The following is a 19,342-nucleotide window of genomic DNA, read 5'->3' on the forward strand; positions in this document are numbered from 1 at the left end:
GTTTTAAAACAGATTAATGCTCCTCCACAACTGGAGAGGCTTGGGCACGATATGGATGTGTGCGAGCTAGACGCAATTCACCTCGTCAATTACGCATTTGCGTAAGCGAAAAGTGAATCGGGAAGTATAAAAAGGAACAGTGCTTTGAACCAAGGCTTGGCGGTGCAAGTACAAGCGTAAAACGCTTATTATTTATGGAATGCCCGGTGAATTTGCTGCACTGGCGCAGCGAGCCTGATCAGGATGAAATAAGCAAATGCGAGAGCGTAAATATCTAGCAACCTGTCGGACTTAAAGGAAATCGATTGCAAGAATGTCTGGTCAGCTCATATTTCCGCGCTTTTTCGGTCAATAGAATAACTATTGACCTTCAAAATCCTCAAAATTTTTTCTCACCCAGTCACTTTTTCGCTGCGACTCTTCAAGTCCGACAGAATGCTAGTGGTCGATTCGTGTCGAGTCATGTGACGACATGGAGCCCTTCACAATCAGCGCCAGCTTGAGTCGATCGGCAATGTCCAGCTTGCGAAAGACCTCGGTCAAATGAGCCTTCACTGTACGCTCCGTGATAGCCAGCCGCCGCGCGATTTGTTTATTGGTTTCACCATTTCCGACAAGCGTAGCAATTTCATATTCGCGCCGCGTTAAATTCGCGAGTAATTCCCCAACGGCCTCTTTAATTTTATTCTTTTCCCGCGTGATCGTGACAAGTTCATTCAGCAGATGCCAGCTATGCGATCTCCGAATCCACAACTCGCCTTGCTGAACAGCCACAACGGCATTTTTAAGCTGCTCAGGTTTTACGTCGCGCTGGCAACATCCCCTTACTCCCGTTCTGAATAATGCCCACTCGATCTCGTCGGCGATCGGATAGCTCAAAATAATGACTTTAGTCTCCGGATTCAATTTCATGAGCGCCGCGATTCCGTTTAGCCCATCCAGTTTTGGCAAATCATGATCGAGCAGGAGGATCTGTGGTTTTAGACGTACCAATTCGTCCCTGAGCGAGTCCAAATTAGTTGAACAGAATACGGGGGCAACGCCGCGCACCCCCTGTTCCCATCGATACAGGTCGTCTTGAAACTGACTAGCAAGCAAAATCAAGAATGTCTCCCATCAAAATCCGGATTAGTGCAATACCTTATCCATAATTTTACCGAGCATTTTACGTGTTACCCAGATCTCACCACGGTCAACGACATGCACAGCCTTCAAAAAATAAAGCGGGTCTGCTTCATGGCTCAAACACCCGCGCGCACCGCTCGCCAAGGCTTGTATTATCTGCTCCTCCTGGACCGATTTATCGGTTAACAACAATACGAGCGTCTCGGGGCATTCGCGATGCAAAGCCTCCAGCAAAGCAAAATCTCCACCGATAGACTGATCCAGACTGACAAAAACAATGCGAGGCTTCAGTTTGTCGATCCTGGCAACTACCTCGTCAACAGGTATAACGGCAGTATCGGGCTCGAGCTGATGCTTTATCTCATTTTTAGATGGCATGATGTTTGTAAGCACCTTAATGCCCGGCCCGTCTTGCAAGTACTGTTCTAATTTTATGCGCCGCCCGGGATCCGTATCGGCTATTGCCACAGTGACCATTTGCATCGTTCCTCCTTACAGCTCACTCATCGGGTATTAAAGGTAATGTAGCCCAGCTTCATTTGCGGTTAACTTCCAGCGATATTGCATTTATTGCATTTATGCTTCGAACTCTAAAGCTTTTCTCAACGTCTCGGAATGATATCCAGCTTATGCTCTGGCTCTTGTGTGTTGGTGACAAGCGAACCGCGCCGTACCAAGGAACAGATCCAAACGTGTTTTAACGGCAACGTACTTATCTTTGTTATTTGCGCTGCAGCAGCAACTCGCGAATATAATTGCCGGGGATCGCATACGTAATGCCGCTCGGATTGCTGAGCGCGGCCTCCTTTTTACCCTTTACAAATACCATATTGATCACGCCATATACCAGTCCGGTTTCGGGATCGTAGAGAGGGCTTCCGCTGCTACCGGGATAGGCGGTGCCGTCAAGCTGAAATACCGCATAGGCAGACTTCTGCAACTGGCCGATCATCTTCGCATTGAGCTGCCTCGAATTGTGAGCGGGCAAAATAATGGGCGTTATTGAAGAAACCATGGCACGATGAGTAACCGGGTAAAATCCCAGGACCATACCGATCGGGAAACCCGTAAAAATCAGATCTTGCCCTTCCCGAACTTTTTCTGCGTCTCCAAGCTTCATTGTGGGTAAAGCGACGCCGCTGATTTTCAGCAGCGCCAGATCATGATCTTTGTCGAGAGCAACGATGGTGGCAACTCTGAGTTCCGGTTGCTTGCCCTTGCCTGTAATCACGACGTAGGACTCCTTGTTCGCAATGTCCAGGACCTCCGGAACAACATGAGCATTGGTAACCACGTGAAGGCCATCGTCCAGCGCAAAGCCGGTCCCCAAAAAATTGACGGGCGGGGACCGGGTTATCTGAACAGTTCCGATTCCAACTATCGAGGGCTTGACCTGTTCGATAGTTTTGGCCAGCTCGCTACCCCAAAGCGGGGAACCAAACATAAGCCCGAAAATGCCCAGGCTCTTCATAGAGCCGGTGATGAAGACCAGCAAAGCGTGCCGCGTATTCATCGTCTTTGAAATGTACCGACAGCTTTCACCGGCATGCTTCCTTAATGCTCATCCGCACCCTTCCATCTTGTAAATGAAATACCCATCCTTGTTGATCGCGTCAGTGACATTAGGCGGAGCACTTTGGCTGTGGCAAAAATTACACTCTTTACTGGTGACTGTCGCGTCGCCTTCACCAATCGAGGTGAGCCACTGTTTCGCATACTCGATCGCTTTCTTGTCGTCTTTTACACCTGTAAATACGTCAAAGTGCATTGTGTGGCCATCTTTCGCCTTGACATAAGTGTCATACACATGAATTTCCATTGATTCCTCTCTAATGTTTAACGGATCTTAAGGGAAGTTTGAGCTAAAAACGGTTTACCTGATAGTTCAAATAACTCAGCACATAGACTATCACGGCAACAAGAAAAGTGGAACGCAGGATGGCCTGTCGGAATAGGGCATTGCGATACTCCATTCGTTTAATAGACAAGCCACGGACTCGCTTGCCTCAAGTTATTCCCCCTTGACTATTTCCCCATCTGGCCGCCTCACTCGCCAAGCGCATCATTGTCATGAAACTGTTACAAAACTGCAATTAAACGGACATTTCCCTGCAGTATTCTCGCAACCGGCCTAGATAAACAACCGGGAAGAGAAAAACTATATGAAATTATCCAGACTGTCGTTGGCAATCACAGCCATTTTAGGCTCAAGCCTATCAACCGCGGCTCTCGCCATTGACCTTTATGTCGATACCTACACCGAACAGCTTTACGCAAAGCCTGGACCCGGCCGCGTCCATATAGGTTCTTTCGTAAGAGAGGACAAGCCTAAAACAGCAGACAAAACCGCGGATAACACGACCGACAAGACGGAGACAGCAGATAATACCGGCCCCATAGCAGCAGAAAAAAAGGAAACAGCGGATTTATCCGCTGTCCGCAGAGATATAGAATTGAAATCAAAGATGATGGGAGCGCGTCTTGCCAGCGATATCGCGTCGCTCGAAGAGCGGGTCAAGGAAACAGAAAATGTTCACGTTCAATTTACTGATAGTGCGCCGCATTTTGCAAGTAAAGACGGAAATTTTACATTTGCGATCAACGGGCGGATGCAGGTAGCTTCACAGTACAATTTCATCAACGATGTTTTGCCCGCTACCGGCACCAACCTGCCTAATGAATGGAATAGCGGCGCGACGCTTCGCCGTGCCCGCCTTGGTGCTGAAGGTACTTTTTTCAAGATCTGGGATTACAAATTCGAGTACGACTTCAGCCGAGGTAACGGTTCTGTAGCGTCGGGAATTACCGACGCTTACGCACGGCTGAACGTGACCAAGCCTTTTTCAGTCAAGATCGGTTCATTTAAAGAACCGTTCAGTCTGGAAGAAGCAGCCAGTAACCGCTATCTCACATTCATCGAGCGTCACATGTCAGTCAATTCGTTTGTCGACAATCCCAATACCTACAAAACCGGCATTGGGGTCAATTATGCCGTGCCGCGTTTTCAGTTTGGAGTCGCTTTTCAGACCGAACCCATCGGGGCCTGGTCGGCCGCTTCCACCTCGGTTAATACCGCAGGCAACGTTAGCCGCAACAATGGTTCAGGCGATTCCGGCTGGGAAGGCATCGGCCGGATAACGGGCCGGCCCTGGATGGAAGACGAAACCAAATTCTTGCATGTGGGGATTTCGGCGGGGCACACTGCTGTAAACACCCAGTACAACGCCGCCGGTCAAATAGCGACTACGCCATCTGCCCAGGGCGGGGGAGGTGGAGGGATGGCATTCTTTGCCTTTCCGGGAACTAACGTAGATCGCACCAACATGTTGAATACCGGCAACTTGAGCGTAGGAGACAAGGGCGCACCGGGCTCGCGCCGAATAGACAGTTACGACCGATTTGGCGCGGAGGGTTGGCTGGTCCACGGTCCATTCGCGGTTCAAGGGGAATATTTACGAACGAATATAAATGGGCTGGGTTATGACAACGAACATTTCACAGGCTACTATGGCTTTGCCAGTTACTTTTTAACCGGCGAATCCAAAGCCTACCATGTCAAAAATGGTGCAGCGAACCGAATAAAACCCAGGCAGAATTTTCAATGGAACGGTTCAGGCTGGGGAGCTTGGGAGGTGGCCGCCGGTTATGATTATATCAACTTGAACAGCGGAGTAATCAGAGGAGGCCAAGCGGATATGGTCAGGTTTGCGCTGAACTGGTACCCTCACCCCAATATCAAAATACAGAACAACATTGTTCACATTCTAAATGTGAACACGGAAGGATCCACCATTTCTCGCACCGCCGGTTTTAATAAGGCTGACTTGAGTTCTTTCCTGACGCAAGTTCAAGTCGAGTTTTAAAACAGCGGGTATAGGTCGATGGAAACATGGCCGCGAAGATTTCCGCATAATTTACGGAAATCTTCGCGGCCATTGGCTGGGCAGCATTTACCTAAGGGAGAATTCTGCCCGGCTTCCCGATTTCTGGCTATTGGCTTCCGGCTCGACTTTCGGCGCGAGCACAAATACTCGCTCGCTTGGAACACCACCTTGCTCAATTAGCCAATCGCGCGCGACTTCGGCCCGAAGCTCGCCAAGTTCACGCATTTCACTATCCGCAGCGTCGATATTTGCCAGCAGCAACTGTTCCATTTCCGGTACTGGCAGGCTTTTCGAAAGACCAATCATATTTTTCGGCTTCGAGAATTTTGAATCCTTATAGACCCGCGTCAGGTATTTTTCATACTCCTCGGGCTTGAGCTCAACGTCATCAAGCGATGCGACCGTTTCTCCTTTTTTAACGCTTTCCGATAGCTTCTGCGCTTTTACGGTACGTTCAAGTATCATGTGTTTCAAAGCCTCCGGATCATGCGCTGGATCGGCTCGCCCTGTAATCTCGAGTTTGAGTGCGGGTCGATCTATCAATGCCTTGGCTAATGCTTCAAGGCGTTTTTCGGCTTCAGGCGTAATTTGCGCATAACCCGGCGAAAAATCTATCTCCGATAACTCTTCACCACCGAAGAGCGAGCCCAGCAAGGCGAAAGGCGCAGTCGCGGCTTTTGTAATCAAATTAATGAAGACCTTGACAATCACCCCGCCTATGCTGAATTCCGGATCATTGATGGAGCCGCTTATCGGCAGGTGAACATCGATTTCTCCTCGCTGGTTTTTCAATAGCGCCAGCGCCAGACTCACCGGGATTGACAGCGCATCCGGGCTTTCAACTTTTTCGCCAAGAGTTAATTGATCGAGGAAAACGTTGTTTTCCGCTGTCAGCTCCCCTTTTTCAACGTGATAATGTATATCAACCGAAAGCTTGCCTTTTTCGATTGCATAACCGATGTACTTACCGGAATAGGGACTGAAAGTCGGCATATCGATCCCCTTCGCGGTCGCCGTGATATCGAGGAAAAGTTCGCTGCCAAGGGTATTGACCTTGCCCACGATTTTTAGCGGTGCGGTTTTGTCCACCGCTCCGCGGATATCGATTTCACCGGGCTTTCGTGGATCAAGGGGACCAACGCGGCCGGCAAGTCCCGTCAACTTGGCGCGGTAGTTGGGCTTGATGAACTGGTCATGGAAATTAACGTTGCCTCCGGTCATCACGATACGACCAACACGAACAGGCAGGGGCTTCTTGGTCGATGGTTTCGAAGAATTCTCAGCAACGGTTTTTGTGGCGACATCGGAAGTTGCTTGCTGTTGCGCTACAGGCTGCGCGGCCGGAGTTGTTTGCCCGGACGGTTCCCTACTATCATTTTGAGCGGCAATATGCTTGAAATTGAGTTCTCCTTTCGGAGTAAGCAACACGTGAGCAAGGAAGTCGGCAATCGCAATCGACTTGATATCGACGCGAAGCGGATCACTGGCAAACTGGATGCCGCCCACATCAAGGCTTCGCCATCGCATGAGGTCCACCATGTTTGTCTTTTGAAGGACGTTAAAATTGGTGAAACGGCTTTCACCGTTCAGTGCCACTTTCAGCGGTGACCCATCGGCCTTGACGTTGCCATCGAAGGATATCGAACCACTCGTCAGCAAGGCATCCAACTGGTTACCAGCCCAACCTTGCAGCGCGACAAGATCAATATTCTTGGCGTTTATAGCAAGATCAGCCATCAACGGCGCCCATGCCAGGGACCCATTTGTCTCGAGGCTCCCGGTTTTATTTACCTCGGCCTTCAATGCCAGCTTCAGCGGCGTTGTACCGCTGAAGTCGATATTGGATAAGGTTAAATCCAGCGGATTGACGACCATCGGTACCACATTTGGCAGCGTGCGGTCCTCGAAGCGCAGTGCCGCGGCTATCAATTGCAAGCTGCCAAGCCGAGTTGTCCATGGCTTATTTTTCTTTGTAGCGGCAGGGGTCGCTTCCGGTTCCAGCTCAGCCTTGCCCGGCAGCGCGGAAAAAAACTTGACGAGGTCGAGCCGGCCATCCGCTTCTCGGCGCACGGAACCCTTGAAGTGATCCAGCGTCAACGAACCAAGCGCCACACTTTGGCGCCCGATATCGATCGTGACCTTATCCAGGCTTACCTTAGGCAGGCTCAGTACCGGTTCCGGTTCTCCGTTGCGAATTAAGGCAACTTCAGCCAAGGCCAGTTCAATAAGCGAGGGCTTAGGGCCGTTCAGATGGACTTCGGTCAATTTAAGATCGAGCTGGTCAAGTTTCGCCGTATAGGGCACTTCCACAGCTCGGTTCTCTATCTCCAACTTCCGTAGCGCGGCGCGGCCCGTCAACACCATATTTGGCGCCTGCCCCTCGATCTGGGTAAACGTCAGTAATAAGTCGCTATCAAAGTAGCCGGACACGAGGCTGATGCCGAGCGGGACGGGCGAGTATTCGTCTATTCGCATCAAATCGACGTCTTTCAGTTTGAGTTCAAGCGTCGCTTCGCGATTTTGCGTGAAGGGGCGCAACTTCCCTTCCAGAGTGAGCGGAGCGCCATTGATCCTGGCGCTGAAGCGCGGCTCTACCCAGCTTTTCTCGTCATTTTCGAAGTTCGCAATGAAGGGTATTCCAACTGTGATTTCGGATATATCCTGATGACTTTTCTTGAGCCGATCGACAAATTCGAAGCGACCGCCGTCTATCACGATATTACTCACCGAAAACATGGTCTCGCCGCCCTCCTTCGGCTTATTCATGAGGTCTTCTATCAGGTCGGTGATATTGAAGCGGTTTTCGCCTTCGCGAACCAGTCGTAGCACGGGTGCTTTTATTGATAAGGAACTGATTACCGGTGCGCGCCGCGCGATCGAAGCAATGCTAAGGTTGGTGTACAGTTCATCAACGGAAAAAAGCGCCTTTCCCGCATCGATGTCCGTCTCCTTTTCACCCACACGAAAACCACGAACGGTCAATTCCAGGGTATAGGGTTGAATATCGATCGATTGAACTGTCACCGGGCGATGCAGGGCTTCTGACAGCAACGTTTCAAGCTTGGCCTTGGCATACCCCGGCAGCCAGAAATAACCGAGCAGTCCGAATAATAGAATGATGGCAGCTAAGGTGCCCAGCCCGATAACCAGGCGTCTGTGGCTTTTAAAACGGTGCAGCAGCGTTATCGGGGGCATAGTTGCACGTTTCCTGAAAGGCAATTGGGCAGCGATTGTGCGGATTTTAAGAGCAAAATCAATCTTCCACGTCAACTTTACCCTGCACGTTACGCCGGGTCAATTATCGCAGTCAACCTGGACCATGCTATGGCTGACGTTTGCGAGGTCGCGGCGGAAGCAGCCTGAAAGTAATGATGACGAGAACCGCAAAAAGTACATAGATTGTTGTTAATATCCACTCCGGCACATCATAGAAAAGTATGCGGTGCAGCCAGCGCTGGATGAAATTACCACCGCTTTCCCCGCCACGCAGCCTATCTTCCAATAACGTAAGCGGACATATCATGCCGACGAAAGACTCGACAACCACGAACAGGATGGCGGCAATATGCGCAAGCCGAAACCGAAGATTTCGTACAAAATCCAATCTCATCCATCCGCCTATCCATATCAATGGCAGGCTGACGACAACGAACAACACGAACAGGAAATGAATGATAAGAACGATATCCGCTAACACGCACTATTCCATGTATTGATGGGCCGGTATTTTCAAGGCTCAGTGCTTATTCGCCGCAACATGCACAAAAGCAAAAGCATAACCATATTCTATTAGGTTATTTCTGCATATTTGCTCATATCGGTATAGTGCGCAAATTGAAGAGGCAGAGGCACGGGACTTATGAAGATTCGCAATCTGGATCTGACGCGAAATCCAATAAACGTCGAACACCAGCAATTTGGGCTTCCTCCCGTCGAGGAGCCTGTCTCTCATCCTGGCGCCCATCCTCTCCTGAAGGCCAGCGTATGGTTTATTATTGCGGTGTTGATTGCGCTGGTCCTGTTTTTGACGAGTCGCTTTTTTATTTCCAATCACTGGTTTGGCGGTTGGAAAATTATTGGCGAGACAGTCAGCGGCAGACTTTTCTGGACCGCGGTAATGGTCGGGTTTCTCGCGCAGGTGGTGGATGGTGCCTTGGGCATGGCTTACGGCGTTACCGCCACCACATTCCTGTTGGCAACAGGCGCGACGCCAGGAGCGGCCAGTGCCAGCGTTCATATCGCGGAGATTTTCACCACCGGAGTTTCGGGTATTTCCCACGTCAAATTCGGCAATGTAAATAAAGAATTATTTATACGCTTGCTGGTGCCCGGTATTCTCGGTGGCATATTAGGCGCAGTGCTCGTTACCCAGATCGACGGCGCCGTATTCAAGCCGTATATTTCCACTTATCTGTTGCTGCTGGGGATATACATACTCAGTAAAGCGTTTCGCCCGCTGCGTTTGCGCAAGGGCTCCCCGAGGCATGTCGGAAAATTAGCATTGTTTGGCGGATTCGTCGATGCGGCGGGTGGGGGTGGCTGGGGGCCGGTGGTCACATCCACTTTGGTGAGTTCAGGAAACGATCCCCGTACAACCATCGGCTCGGTCAATTTCGCTGAGTTCTTTCTGACGCTGGCAGGCGCCACGGTTTTTACATTGCTGATGGAAACCAATACGTGGTCCATCATAGTAGGGCTGGTATTCGGAGGCTTGTTTGCCGCCCCGTTTGCGGCGGTGTTGTGCAAAAAGCTCCATGCACGAACTTTACTGATAATGGTGGGGACGTTGATTGTCATCATGAGCTCTTACAATCTTTATCGGGCGCTCGCCTAGCAGCTGTCGGACTTTAAGAATTGCGGCGAAAAGTGACTGGGTGAGAGCATAGGATTCAAAGGCCCATAGTTATTCTATAGGCCGAAAAGGCAGCGAAATATGGACCAGCCGAACGCTTTTGCAGCCGATTTCCTTCAAGTCCGACACGCTGCAAAGCTCGAAAATTCGCACCACTGCCTCGCTTCCGCAGCAAATAGAAATGTTATTATTTCGCTGAAACCCATAGCTTCAGGAATGGATGAGGCTGCCCCTCTACAGCAAGGGCTTGAACATGGATTCAAGTTTTTCCTGACTGAGACGACCTAATTTCGTACCGATAATTTTTCCGTTACGATCGATGACGACGGTAAAAGGTAACGCTCCCTGGCGATTTCCTGCTGCCTCCGCCAGTGCCATGGCTTTCATATCTCCCACCAATACGGGATAATTAATGCCAATCTCTTTGCTGAATGCTGCCGCTCTTTCCTTCTGATCCACCGCGATGCCGATAAAAATCAGGCCCTTATCCCTGAATTTTTCCTGGAGTTCAATGAACTCGGGAATTTCATTGCGGCAAGGTTCGCACCAGCTCGCCCAGAAATTAACTACCATTACTTGGCCGCGCCATTGCGATATTGCCTGACTTTTGTCCTGCAGGTCGGGCAAACTCGCGGCAAATATCGCCTCGGCTCCTCTACTCGCCACTGCCGCATCAGTTGCCCCGGATTGAGCATCGCTGCTCATCAGTTGGCCCCGCAACAGAAATCCCGCCGCTACCGCAAGTATGGCGACACCTGTGTACAATAATACCTGCTGCAATTTGGTCATTTAATGTAAATCCCACAAATGCGGTTTGCATTGAGCCGCGGCCGGCAATTGGCGAACGACCTCGCTCGAACTCAGAACGATGACATCCGGATGAATTGAACCTTTTTCGGAAACGGCTAGGTCAAAACTGCATTGAGTATCTTCAGAAAGCTTTCCTTGTCCTGATAACCTATAAGCCTGATGCCGGGAATTTCACGTCCTTCCCGGTCGAGGAACAGAATGCCGGGAGGGCCGAAAAGCTTGAAGCGTTTGAGCAACGCCATGTCATCCGGCGTCCCCTCGGTAACATCAACCTGCAACAGTACCACATCTTTCAGGCGGGACTGTACTTGCGAATCGGAAAACGTGAAGCGCTCCATTTCCTTGCAGGAAATGCACCAGTCCGCGGAAAAATCCACCATCACGTATTGGTTCCTGGACCGAAGGACATGCTGTTCAAATTCCACGACCGACTTCACTCTCTGAAAGGGCAAATGATCCGTTTGCGCGATATCCTGTTTTTTTCCGGATACATCGACCACAGCAATACCTAACTTTGAGAGGGGCTGCAAAATATCGCGACTACCTGACAAAACACCCACCAGCAAAGCAATTCCGGTCAGCAATGCAATCATCCCAACGCCCTTCAGGAGCTTCTGAAAACCCGAAGCTCCTGGACGCAATGGATCAACTGCGTGCAGATAGATGGCTGAGATGATCAATAAGGCTGCCCACAGCAGCATATGCACAACTGCGGAAATGACCGGCGATATCAGCCATATTGCAACTCCCAGCAGCAATACGCCAAAAAATTGCTTGATGGACTCCATCCATGGTCCCGCTTTCGGCAAAATTGCCCCTGCGGAGGCGCCCAATATCAACAGTGGCACACCCATGCCCAGGGCCATGACGAACAGCGCCGATCCACCCAGCACGATGTCGCGGGTCTGGCTAATGTAAAGCAATGCCCCCGCCAGCGGAGCAGCTACACACGGGCCGACAATTAATGCCGATAACGCCCCCATGCCAAATACGCTGGTCAGATGCCCGCCTTTTAAATGCCCCGCTTCCTCGGAAAGCTTACTCTGGAGAAAGGAGGGTAATTGCAGTTCATAGAAACCGAACATCGACAGAGCAAGCGTTATAAAGACCAGCGCGAACGTGCCCAGCACCCAGGCATTTTGTAAAGCTGCGGAGAGCATTGCACCCGAAAGCCCAGCCGCCACACCGGCGATGGCGTACGTAATCGCCATCCCCATGACATAGGCGAGCGACAGGAAAAATCCACGCGTCTTGGTGATATTTGTACCGCCTCTGGCAATGATGCCGGACAGAATCGGGAACATCGGAAATACGCAGGGAGTAAATGAGAGCAGCAGGCCGATACCAAAGAAACCGGTCAGGATCAGCCCAAAATTACCGCTTTGGAACATGCGCTCTATTCGGTTCGATTCTGTTTCGATGGCAGGTGATCCTGCAGACGGGAACAGCTCTGCGGCCGCGTCCGGTTTTAAAGCGCCGGATGGCGCCGCCACTGCCGAGCTGCTCATGGCATCGGCCACCGCGCCGGCGGCGGCTTTTGCCATTGGCAGCGTCAGCTCGATTACCTTGTTGATAGGCGCGTAGCACACCCCTATTGGCTCATTGCAGCCCTGGTAGGTAGCGACGAGAGTCAGTTTGTCGGATGACGATGCGTCGCGCTTCAGGAAAATCAACGCTTCGAATGGCTGATGAAAGACTTCGACCTGGCCGAAGGTAACATCGCTTTTTATCGCTCCCTGCGGCAGTGAAATTTTCTCGATCGATGTCCCAGCATCCTGGGGCTTGAACGCAACCTTGTCTTTATAAAGATAATAGTCTTTTGCCGGCTCAAATTGAGCCACCAGCGTATTTGCATCCCGGACCTTTACCGTCAATTTGAAAGCCTGATCCGGAGGGAGCAATTCCTGTTCATTCTGCTCGAAACCCGAGCTAAGCTGCTGCAACCCTGAAAGAAAGCCAAAAGGCTTCCTCTCCTCTGCGAAGCTATTGATACTGCATAAACACAGCGACAACAAAAAATATTGGCTCAGGCGCATGGCAACCGGTTCTAATCAATTATGTCCGGGACTAATGTTTCGTCCGCGATCCACTTTAAATAAGCAGGCAATCCGTTGCTAATTGGGACAGCAATGATTTCGGGTAGTTCGTAGGGGTGCATCGCGTTTATCAACTGCTCCAACCGTGCATAATGCTGCGCAAGGGTTTTAATAAAGATCGGCACTTCGCGGATACTTTCGTTTTTCCCCTGCCAGCGGTAGACAGAAGTGCATCCGTCAAGCACGTTAACGCAGGCCGCCAATCGTTCATCGACCAGTTTGTGAGCAAGGGCCATCGCGCTCGCTCTATCAGGCAAATTGCTAATGATGAGTATGGATTCCATTGCGATTGTGCTCCTGGCTCATCCGTAGATCGGATTTTACCCATTTTCCGCAGTACTTGCTGCGCTCGGCGTGAAACACTCGACCACGGTGGGATAACGAAGGTTTACGCGCAACTCGTGCTTGATACGGATGTTTGCCAACCGCCGCGATTCCTGCATGAACGATAGCATACCTGGCGATATGAAACCTTCCGCTTCGGCCCGGGAGATACGCGGCGGCCGCGGCAGATCGAAATGGTCCGCGACGAGATCGAAGTATTCGCCCATCTTAAGCTTTGAGTCGTCACAGGCATGGTAAACCCTGCCCGGTTTTCCGTAGTGCAACGCCGCGGAGATAATGCGGGCGAGGTCGTCGGCGTGTATGTGGTTCGTATAGCTATCCTCTTCCGGCAATAACGCTGGCGCGTGCTCACGCAACCGGGCCAGCGGCAAGCGATCGTCGGCATAAATACCCGGCACGCGAAGGATTGAAACACTCACGCCGTTGCGCAGTCCCCAATGGCGCACCTGCGCCTCCGCATCGGCACGACGCATTGCGCGCGCGGTTTGAGGATTTATCAATCGGGTTTCATCCACCAGGGCGCCGTTGCAATCACCATACACACCGCTGGTACTGATGTAGACAAGACGTTGTGGTAACATTGCCCCCTTCATCTTTGGCCGCTTTGTCAGCGCTGCCAGGAGGTTTGCGGTGCGGGTATCGCGTTGACCACAGTTCGGTGGAGGGGCCAGGTGAACAACTGCATGAGCCATTCCCGCAAGTTTGGCAAGGCTGCCCGGTATATCGAGATTCCCGAGCACTGGCGTAATCCCATGCAAACGTAATGCGGCGCGGCTGTCGGGTCTACGATGCAAGCCCAGTAGCCGGTAGTGCGCCTGTAGCAGGGGCGCTGTGCGCAAGGCAATGTCGCCGCAACCAATAAATAAAAGCGTCCGTTTCGTCGTGTTCATTTTCTTCTTTGCCGTCAGTTAAATTGTCTTTATAGACTCATTTTGTAACCAGATGCCGCATCAAATCACTATCAAGCCGAGCGGACACGTCTTTTTCGCTCAACCCGGTGAAACCGTGTTGCAAGCCGCGCTTCGTGAAGGTTTTCCGCTTCCTTATGGCTGCCGAAACGGCGCCTGCGGGACTTGCAAGGGCAAAATCATACAGGGAACGGTGGATTTCGGCAGTCATAACGAAGGTACGTTGACCGAAATGGAGAAACAGGCTGGAATGGCATTGTTTTGCTGTGCTGTGCCGCTATCGGAACTTACAATTGAATGTCGGGAAATTGGGGCAATAAAAGATATCAAAGTCAAAATACTGCCATGCCGTGTCCAACAACTGGCGCGAGTCGCACCGGACGTAATGGTTATTTCCCTAAAGCTGCCAACTAGCGAGCGGCTGCAATTTCTTGCTGGGCAATATATTGATATCCTCATGAAAGATGGCAAGCGCCGGAGTTTTTCGCTGGCGAACGCACCTCATGACGACGAACTGCTCCAGTTGCACGTGCGCAACTATCGGGGGGGTACGTTCGCCGAGCATGTGTTCACCAAGATGAAGGAAAAGGATATTTTGCGCTTTGAGGGACCGCTCGGCACATTCTTTCTACGCGAAGATTCAGATAAACCAATCATATTCGTTGCCAGCGGCACGGGTTTCGCCCCGGTTAAAAGCATACTCGAGCATATCTTCCACGTACAATATCTGCGGGCCAATGAACGGCAGATCGTGCTCTACTGGGGTAATCGTACGAAGGCCGATCTATATATGGCTGACATGGCAGGAAACTGGCAGCGGGAGCATGACAACTTTACGTTTATACCGGTACTGTCTGAGGCACTGCCGGGCGACAACTGGAGCGGAAGGACCGGGTTGGTGCATCAGGCCGTGTTGCAGGATTTCGACAACCTCGCCGGGTATCAGGTATACGCTTGCGGAACACCGGCCATGGTTGAAGCCGCCCACAAGGATTTCACTACGCTGCGCAGCCTTCCGGAAGAGGAATTCTTTTCCGACGCATTCACCGTTTCGCCACGCGAACCCCGATCTTGAACTTTTTACCCGTTCTCCTTTTTACCTGCTCTCATCCGGCAATCCGCTGTTGCACGGATAAGTCGACTTCTTTTGGCATACAGCGGCTGGAATGAAACCAATCGGACTGTGCCGCGGTTTGCCCGATCCATTTTCCAGCTACTCCTGCTCTAGCGCGTCCAGCCGCCACAATGCAAGTTCCAGCCCCTTGCTGTAGTGATCCCTTGCCAACTCGAGCCGTCCGAGTTTCTCGTTCAACTGCGCCAATGCAAGATGAGCGGGATAATCCGGGTCCACGGACAGGCTTGCCTCCAGATAGTTTTGTGCTTTGCCCCAAAGCTCGCAATTAACGCAAAGCTTGCCCAGCGCCAGCAGCAGACAGGCGTCATTAGGATGAGATTCGAGCCACGCTTCGGCGTGCTCGATCTGGCTGATGGCGTCGCTTCCCGGACATTTTGCATACAATCCTGCTAATTCGGAATCCCACTGGGCATTTAAACTTTCCTCGATAATCTGATGAGCTGCGACACAATCGCCCATCGCTGCGTAAGCCCGCGCAGCGGCAGCAGCCAGCTTGCTGTCTTTCTTGTCGGCCGAAGATATATTTTGCCAATATTCCTTCAGCGCATTCGGATTCAACATCCTGCTTTTGAGACTTTCTATACGCGCCTGGAGCCGCAGTTGCCTCATCACTGTCTTTTCGATGGCATTACGCTGGTCCAGTTGCCCGAGCAGATCCAGTACGGCGTCCCAATTTTTGGATCGCTGCTGCGCTCTCAGTTCCAGCCGCAACGCCGCGGTATGCTTCCCCGCCCCGGCATGAGGAAGAGAATGCAATATTTTTAGCGCTTCTTCGGGCCGATGTTCATCCAGCAGCAACTCGGCTTGCGTCATTAGCAGCAAGGTTATTTCTTTCGGTGCACTGGTTTTTGCCTGGGCAATAAGTTCGTCACGACGAGCATACTTTCTCAGCTCGTGCGCGGAACGGGCCGCAACCATTGCGTTAAGCGCGCTGACGGAGGGAGATTCCTTTAGTTCCAGAACGGCGACGGAAGCTTTCTCAGCTTTGGCATAACGGCCTTCGAAGAACGCCCTTAGCCCATCCAGCATCATCATTCGTGCTTTTTCGCGACGCCGGCGGAGACGGAATCCGCTCACTTCCGCTGGCAACCTGAAAGTAATGACAGCCAGCCTCACTATAAAATAGGCAATAAAAAACATTACCAGCAGCAACACCGCCAGTAAATTGAGCGATAGCTCGACGCGATAAGGTTGAGCCACTATCAGTACATAACCGCTGTTGTATCTGGCCGCAAGTGTTACCGCTACCGCAATCAGGAACAACGCCAGAAGCCAGAGCGCTCCCTTCATCTATTTCCCCGATCACGGGCGAGACGATAGTTGCGCACCGCATCGAGACTCGCGGAAATACGGGGCAATTCAATGCCCACTTCACTTTCTCGCAGCTGGGTCAGGGTTTCAAGCATATTGACGACAGACTGCGAGCTGTTGTCGTAATACCGGCCTATCCAGTCCGTGGATGCATCGATATCAGCCTTGAAGCTCGTTCCATCACGCGCCAGAAGCGCATGCCGCGCCGACAAAAGACGCAGTTTTAGATTTTCCCGCAAAAAATAGGCTTGTGATGGCGATAACAGAGCAATATCCGGCTTATCCATGTGCTGAATCCGCACCAGACGCTTTATGTCCTCCCACGCTTCATGCAGGAACTGGAGCCATATATTCCCGGTTACTGGAAACTGGGGGGACCGGGAAGCGCCGGGTTCGGGTGGACGAAGTTCCATTGCCAATGGCAACACATCGACCGAGGCGGCAAGATTGTCCAGGCGTATGCTGACGCCTACCGTATCCACATATGGCGCAGCTTTGAGCAGATCCATATCCGTTGACAGAACCTTACGCAGGGAAGATAACTGCGGACGATCAAGACGCTGCAGTCGGGCGTCGGCCTCTTGCATTGCAATCAGGGCTGCTTTTACGTTACTTGCAAGCTGAAGCTGCTGATTGGCGATGAGCAGCAGCTGTTCCACTTCTTCCAGCGTTGCTTCATCGCGATTACGCGTAAGTTCCTGGTACAGCGCCTCCAGTGCCAACTGCTGGTTTTGCGATTCAGCGAGCCTTGATTCGAGCAAGCCGAGCTTTGTCTCTGTCCGGCGTCCTGCCTCGGCCGCTTCCACTACAATATTACGCGACTCTTTTCCAGAAGCATCGGCCTCGGCTAGCCGCTTCGCCAGCTCATGCTGCAATCCCCCGATCTGACTGCGAGTGTCGTACCACTGCAGCGCGATAATGGGAACAAGGATTATGACAAAAATGAAGAGCGGATGGATGCGCAACGCCAACCTCTTGCGCACTTCCGGAGGTTTTTCGGTCTTGCCCGACTGCTTTTCCGCGCTCATGGTTTTTCCAAGCCACGAATCTCTCTGGTGGATTCCGGCCGAAAGTAGTTTAGCAAACCCTCCAGCAATCCATCATCTCCAGCAGTGGTTAGAATGACATGGGCGAACCCGAGATTTCCCGCGACTTGGGCGATGCGCACATGAGAAACAAACAATGGCGTTTTCTTAAGCCATGCTTCGCCGACCATTTCGCATAAATTGCGCAGCCCTTCGCTGCTGGTTATGGTAATTGCCTTCATCTTGTCATTCGCCCACGCGTGCAGCAACGGAGCAGTATCTGATTTCGGCATGACACGGCGGTAGCATTTCGCGTATTCGAGGACGGCGCCTCGCTTCAGCAAGCTTTCCCCAAGCAATTCACGCCCCTTGTCGCCGCGAAAAATTACGATACGCTTACCTTTCACCTGCCTCAAGAGCGGCAGATCAAGCAAAGCTTCGCTATCGAAGCGCAAAGCGGGCGCGATTACCCCGGTGACGCCAAAGTTTCCCAACTCCTTTGCGGTACCTTGGCCGACAGCGACTATTTTCAACTGGGTGGGCAGCGTCCGCTTCGCGCTTATGAGGCTCATCGCCTTAACAACGGCGTTGGGGCTGATAAAAATTGCAATGTCGAATTCATCGAGGCGCCCGATCAAGTCCAGCAACGGATGCAGATTGGGGATATCCAGGATCTCGAGTACCGGAAACAAAACAGGATTACCGCCCGCGATGCGTATCTTGTCAGCAAGTTCGCCAGCCTGATGCGCAGGACGCGTAACCAGGATGTCGATCCCGGCCAGCGGCTTGGTCACGGATGGCTCACGGGTTCAATCGTTTGCGATGCCAGTGCCGTCAGAATTTCCTGCGCACCGCGTGCCTTCAGATTCTGTGCCAGTTGTGCGCCCATTACCGCACCCATGCCGGGATTGCCGCTCAGCTCATCGCTTATGACGCGCGATCCATCCTGGCTTGCAACGAAACCGCGCAGCCTCAGAACACCTTCATTTATTTCTGCAAATCCACCCAGCGGAACCTCGCAGCTTCCTCCCAAAGCGCGGCTCATGGCGCGTTCCGCCTCAACGCACTGAGCGGTCGGAAGATGGTGCAGAGGTTCCATCAATTTGATCAAATCGGTTCGATCCGACCGGCATTCAATCCCCAAAGCGCCCTGTCCCACCGCCGGCAAACTCACTTCGGGACTTAGCAATGCGGTAATGCGGTCAGCCAGCCCCAGCCGTTTCAAGCCTGCAGCCGCGAGGATAATTGCCGCAAACTGTCCCTCATCGAGCTTACGCAAGCGGGTCTGAACATTACCCCGCAGCGGCTGCACCTGCAAATGCGGAAAGCGCGCACGCAACTGGCTTTCGCGCCGCAGGCTCGAAGTCCCCACCACGCTTCCAGGCGGGAGTGCGTCGAGATCGGCGTATTGATTGGAAACAAAAGCATCGCGCGGATCTTCACGTTCGGCGATAGCCGCGAGCGCATATCCTGGCGGCATATCCATTGGGACGTCCTTCATGGAATGCACGGCGATATCCGCGCGCCGCTCCTCCAGCGCCTGTTCCAGTTCCTTGATGAATAACCCCTTGCCGCCGATCTTGGAGAGGGATATGTCAAGTATCTGGTCTCCCCTCGTGGTCATCCCCAATATTTTGGATTCCGTTTGCGGGTATAATTTCGCCAGTTGTCCCTGAATAAAATTTGCCTGCCACAAGGCAAGGGCGCTTTCACGGGTCGCGATAATGATTTGTAAGGGTATGGATGAGGAATTAAGCATTATTTATTACGATGAGAAAATTAGGGAATTGCTGCCGGTGCTTATTTTAGCATGGCAAGCTCCAAGCCGGATTGAAGTGCACCTGCCATCAG

At 51.9% G+C, this 19,342-nt stretch carries 17 protein-coding genes; 3 read left to right on the plus strand and 14 right to left on the minus strand.

Annotated elements, in window-relative coordinates; genetic code table 11:
• Nucleotides 1-438 precede the first annotated feature (438 nt).
• The 4 genes from BUA28_RS10545 to BUA28_RS10560 all read right to left on the minus strand — a co-directional run bounded on the left by BUA28_RS10545 (nucleotide 439) and on the right by BUA28_RS10560 (nucleotide 2,944).
• On the minus strand, nucleotides 439-1,104 hold the full coding sequence (locus BUA28_RS10545; RefSeq protein ID WP_072768088.1) for a response regulator transcription factor: 666 nt from the start codon (nucleotides 1,102-1,104) through the stop codon (nucleotides 439-441).
• 24 nt (nucleotides 1,105-1,128) lie between these two features.
• Nucleotides 1,129-1,608, minus strand: a complete 480-nt coding sequence (locus BUA28_RS10550; protein ID WP_072768089.1) for a response regulator — start codon at nucleotides 1,606-1,608, stop codon at nucleotides 1,129-1,131.
• A 238-nt stretch (nucleotides 1,609-1,846) separates the two neighbouring features.
• Nucleotides 1,847-2,596, minus strand: coding sequence for a S1 family peptidase (locus tag BUA28_RS10555; RefSeq protein WP_072768164.1), 750 nt, complete (start codon nucleotides 2,594-2,596; stop codon nucleotides 1,847-1,849).
• 90 nt (nucleotides 2,597-2,686) lie between these two features.
• Nucleotides 2,687-2,944: a DUF2024 family protein gene (locus BUA28_RS10560; protein WP_072768090.1), complete on the minus strand. Its 258-nt coding sequence runs from the start codon at nucleotides 2,942-2,944 to the stop codon at nucleotides 2,687-2,689.
• Nucleotides 2,945-3,287: 343 nt separating this feature from the next.
• On the opposite strand from BUA28_RS10560, the gene BUA28_RS10565 reads away from it, so the two are divergent.
• A complete protein-coding gene (locus tag BUA28_RS10565) occupies nucleotides 3,288-4,988 on the plus strand; it encodes an OprO/OprP family phosphate-selective porin (RefSeq protein ID WP_072768091.1) in 1,701 nt (566 codons plus the stop codon).
• A gap of 87 nt (nucleotides 4,989-5,075) precedes the next feature.
• On the opposite strand, the gene BUA28_RS10570 is transcribed toward BUA28_RS10565, so the two are convergent.
• Both BUA28_RS10570 and BUA28_RS10575 read right to left on the minus strand, forming a co-directional pair.
• Complete coding sequence (locus BUA28_RS10570) at nucleotides 5,076-8,204, minus strand: DUF748 domain-containing protein (RefSeq protein ID WP_072768092.1); 3,129 nt, start codon at nucleotides 8,202-8,204, stop codon at nucleotides 5,076-5,078.
• A gap of 127 nt (nucleotides 8,205-8,331) precedes the next feature.
• Nucleotides 8,332-8,706 (minus strand): DUF2784 domain-containing protein, encoded by a 375-nt coding sequence (locus BUA28_RS10575; RefSeq protein ID WP_072768093.1) that lies wholly within the window; start codon nucleotides 8,704-8,706, stop codon nucleotides 8,332-8,334.
• 162 nt (nucleotides 8,707-8,868) lie between these two features.
• Between BUA28_RS10575 and BUA28_RS10580 the strand changes: the two genes are divergently transcribed.
• Nucleotides 8,869-9,843, plus strand: a complete 975-nt coding sequence (locus tag BUA28_RS10580; RefSeq protein WP_072768094.1) for a sulfite exporter TauE/SafE family protein — start codon at nucleotides 8,869-8,871, stop codon at nucleotides 9,841-9,843.
• A 252-nt stretch (nucleotides 9,844-10,095) separates the two neighbouring features.
• Here BUA28_RS10580 and BUA28_RS10585 read toward each other — a convergent pair whose 3' ends face one another.
• The 4 genes from BUA28_RS10585 to BUA28_RS10600 all read right to left on the minus strand — a co-directional run bounded on the left by BUA28_RS10585 (nucleotide 10,096) and on the right by BUA28_RS10600 (nucleotide 14,002).
• On the minus strand, nucleotides 10,096-10,650 hold the full coding sequence (locus BUA28_RS10585; RefSeq protein WP_072768095.1) for a TlpA family protein disulfide reductase: 555 nt from the start codon (nucleotides 10,648-10,650) through the stop codon (nucleotides 10,096-10,098).
• Between the two features lie 116 nt (nucleotides 10,651-10,766).
• Entirely contained in the window at nucleotides 10,767-12,707 is a 1,941-nt protein-coding gene (dsbD, locus tag BUA28_RS10590) for a protein-disulfide reductase DsbD (RefSeq protein WP_072768096.1), read from the minus strand.
• Between the two features lie 11 nt (nucleotides 12,708-12,718).
• Complete coding sequence (gene cutA, locus BUA28_RS10595) at nucleotides 12,719-13,051, minus strand: divalent-cation tolerance protein CutA (protein ID WP_072768097.1); 333 nt, start codon at nucleotides 13,049-13,051, stop codon at nucleotides 12,719-12,721.
• Nucleotides 13,052-13,087: 36 nt separating this feature from the next.
• Nucleotides 13,088-14,002 (minus strand): SDR family oxidoreductase, encoded by a 915-nt coding sequence (locus tag BUA28_RS10600; RefSeq protein WP_072768098.1) that lies wholly within the window; start codon nucleotides 14,000-14,002, stop codon nucleotides 13,088-13,090.
• A gap of 52 nt (nucleotides 14,003-14,054) precedes the next feature.
• Here BUA28_RS10600 and BUA28_RS10605 point away from each other — a divergent pair, with 52 nt between their 5' ends.
• Nucleotides 14,055-15,095: a CDP-6-deoxy-delta-3,4-glucoseen reductase gene (locus BUA28_RS10605; RefSeq protein WP_072768099.1), complete on the plus strand. Its 1,041-nt coding sequence runs from the start codon at nucleotides 14,055-14,057 to the stop codon at nucleotides 15,093-15,095.
• Between the two features lie 138 nt (nucleotides 15,096-15,233).
• Here the strand turns inward: BUA28_RS10605 and BUA28_RS10610 are convergent, their stop codons facing one another.
• Genes BUA28_RS10610 through hemC form a run of 4 tightly spaced genes read right to left on the minus strand, consistent with a single transcriptional unit; the run spans nucleotide 15,234 to nucleotide 19,250 of the window.
• Entirely contained in the window at nucleotides 15,234-16,445 is a 1,212-nt protein-coding gene (locus tag BUA28_RS10610) for a heme biosynthesis HemY N-terminal domain-containing protein (RefSeq protein ID WP_072768100.1), read from the minus strand.
• Nucleotides 16,442-17,494, minus strand: coding sequence for a uroporphyrinogen-III C-methyltransferase (locus BUA28_RS10615; RefSeq protein WP_072768101.1), 1,053 nt, complete (start codon nucleotides 17,492-17,494; stop codon nucleotides 16,442-16,444). The genes BUA28_RS10610 and BUA28_RS10615 overlap by 4 nt, the downstream gene beginning before the upstream one ends.
• A complete protein-coding gene (locus BUA28_RS10620) occupies nucleotides 17,491-18,285 on the minus strand; it encodes a uroporphyrinogen-III synthase (RefSeq protein ID WP_072768102.1) in 795 nt (264 codons plus the stop codon). Before BUA28_RS10620 ends, BUA28_RS10615 begins: the two co-directional genes overlap by 4 nt.
• Nucleotides 18,282-19,250, minus strand: coding sequence for a hydroxymethylbilane synthase (hemC, locus tag BUA28_RS10625; RefSeq protein ID WP_072768103.1), 969 nt, complete (start codon nucleotides 19,248-19,250; stop codon nucleotides 18,282-18,284). Before hemC ends, BUA28_RS10620 begins: the two co-directional genes overlap by 4 nt.
• Nucleotides 19,251-19,342: the final 92 nt, after the last annotated feature.

The organism is Nitrosospira sp. Nsp11 (genome assembly GCF_900142705.1).
GTDB lineage: Bacteria > Pseudomonadota > Gammaproteobacteria > Burkholderiales > Nitrosomonadaceae > Nitrosospira.